Below are 2226 nucleotides of genomic sequence, written 5' to 3' on the forward strand. Positions count from 1 at the left end.
AAAAAGAAAAAAAAACCGAATGTTGTGATTTCGAAGTTAGATAAAGAAAGTTTGATTTTGAATGTTACAACAAAACGAGTTGGTAAACCAGGTTCAAGTGGAAAGGTCTATTTGTTTTTCTTTGAGAACGGAAAAGTGGTTAAAGTATATAAATCAAGTTGGATTGAATAAAAGCACTATACACAACACCGTATATAATTAATTGCTTGTTACTTGCCTACGTGGAAATTCCTGCGGAATTTCCTCTCGTTCGGTTCATTTTTGCTAAATTAGTTGCTTAACCACGCAACTAACCATACACAAACACGTTACCCAACATTTGACAAAAAATCACGGAATCGAATCGAAAACAATATTTGACAATAAATAAATGAATATAAGTTTTGACCTTGACAGCACATTAATTCCAAACGGGAAGGAATTTGAAACTGAAAAAAGAAACGGAATTGCAAAACTGTTCGGAATTGAGAAAATGCGAAAAGGCACACGTGAATTGATTTCTGATTTGCAAAATCAAGGTCACAAAGTTCATATTTATACAACATCATATAGAACTAAAACAAAAATAAGATTGACTTTAAAATATTATGGAATAAAAGTCAGCCGAATTGTAAACGAAAAAGAAAATCGGAAAGTTTTAAAATCTCGGAATATTAACTCATCAAAGTTTCCACCAGCTTTTGATTTTGACTTACATATTGACGATTTAAAAGGTGTTGGAATTGAGAGTGAAAAATTTAATTTTAAAGCAATTATTGTTGAACCAACAGACAAAAACTGGATTGAAAAAATAAAAAGCGGAATACAACAAACATATTTATTGAAACCACTAAAACGGCTTTTAAAAGAACTGTGGCTTCACTCAGATAATTGTGTAGAACCCATTGAGCATATATGGTTTTCTATAAAAGAAGTTGCTCAATCAACTGGCTATAAGAATGAGGAAATAAGAAAATATTTAAATTTATTAGTTGATAATAAATATATTGAGAATACTTCAACAAAACCTCTTTTATATGAGTTTACAGAGAAAGGAAAAGATATTAAAACAGATTGTGAAATTGAACAAATAATAAAAAACGTTGGGTAACACCGTGTATAATTAATTGCTGTGTTCTTCACTACTTGCGAAAATTCCTGCGGAATTTTCACGGGTTCGTTAAAGTTTGCTAACTTAGTTTCCTAACCACGCAACTAACCATACACAAACACGTTGGCAATAATAATGAAACAAACTTTTAGCATATTAATAATCTTTCTGATTTCAATCAGCGGATTTGCTCAATGTGAGGATATTGACAAACTGGAACTGGGTGGAACTTATCTTTCTCGAACAAGAAACTACATTCCATTTGAAATAAAGCATAAAGATTCAATAGAGCGAGAAAACACTTTTTATCCATACAATATTAAAAACATTGATAAATATTCTGATTTTATTCTAAAAAAAGCAAAAGAATATATTGTTACACGTGCAAATATTGACTTTTACCATAAATTACAAATGGGCGAATTTCAAGTAAATTTTCTCGATTCTGTAAAAGCGGAATATGATAATCCTGAATTGTATGAGTTATCGAACTATAATGTCACTTATTGGATTCTCTTCACTTATAGCAATAACGATTTTAAATACGCATTTGGATTGGAATTTGATAAAGACGGAAAAATGATTTCTGAAAACAAATTTCCTGACTTCTCACTCAATCCTGAATTTGAAAACCTGAACAAACCTTGTCGTGCTTTGGAGAAAGTAAAATTGGACGAGCAATTTAAAGGCAAGAAAATCGAATTTATTGAATTGGCATATCTTAATGAGATTAATTCATTTTGTTGGTTAATTAAAGAAAAAACAGACCAACCAAAGGAGTTAGGCTTAAATCATTACGAAATTGATTTATTTTATGTCAATGCAATCACAAATAAAATAGAGTTAATAAAAAAACAAAATGGAACTATAATAGCTTGTGGATATGAAAAACCGAAATTTGTGAAAAAGAAAAATTAAATAAAATTACTATTGCCAACACCGTGTATATTTAATTGCTAGGTTCTTCCCTACTTGCGAATATTCCTGCGGAATATTCACAGGTTCGTTAAAGTTTGCTAACTTAGTTCCCTTACCACGCAACTAACCATACACAAACACGTTAGCAGCAAGCAGTCACGTTTTGCTATTGCCTTTCCAAATCCAAAAGTTTTTTATTCCTCGTCACAATTAAATTC

General features: G+C 30.6%; 2 protein-coding genes. Both read left to right on the forward strand.

The annotated features are described in order from the left end of the window. Nucleotides 1-370 precede the first annotated feature (370 nt). Complete coding sequence (locus ACFQ13_RS06085) at nt 371-1090, forward strand: hypothetical protein (protein ID WP_386115227.1); 720 nt, start codon at nt 371-373, stop codon at nt 1088-1090. A gap of 135 nt (nt 1091-1225) precedes the next feature. After that, nucleotides 1226-2008, forward strand: a complete 783-nt coding sequence (locus tag ACFQ13_RS06090) for a hypothetical protein (protein WP_386115229.1) — start codon at nt 1226-1228, stop codon at nt 2006-2008. The last annotated feature ends 218 nt before the right edge of the window (nt 2009-2226 follow it).

The sequence above is a fragment of the Winogradskyella rapida genome, assembly GCF_042675845.1.
Lineage (GTDB): Bacteria > Bacteroidota > Bacteroidia > Flavobacteriales > Flavobacteriaceae > Winogradskyella > Winogradskyella rapida.

Excerpts from the sequence above, each read along its gene's own strand:
- ACFQ13_RS06090 (WP_386115229.1), top strand. The coding sequence starts at position 1,226 with ATGAAACAAACTTTTAGCATATTAATAATCTTTCTGATTTCAATCAGC.
- ACFQ13_RS06085 (WP_386115227.1), top strand. The coding sequence starts at position 371 with ATGAATATAAGTTTTGACCTTGACAGCACATTAATTCCAAACGGGAAG.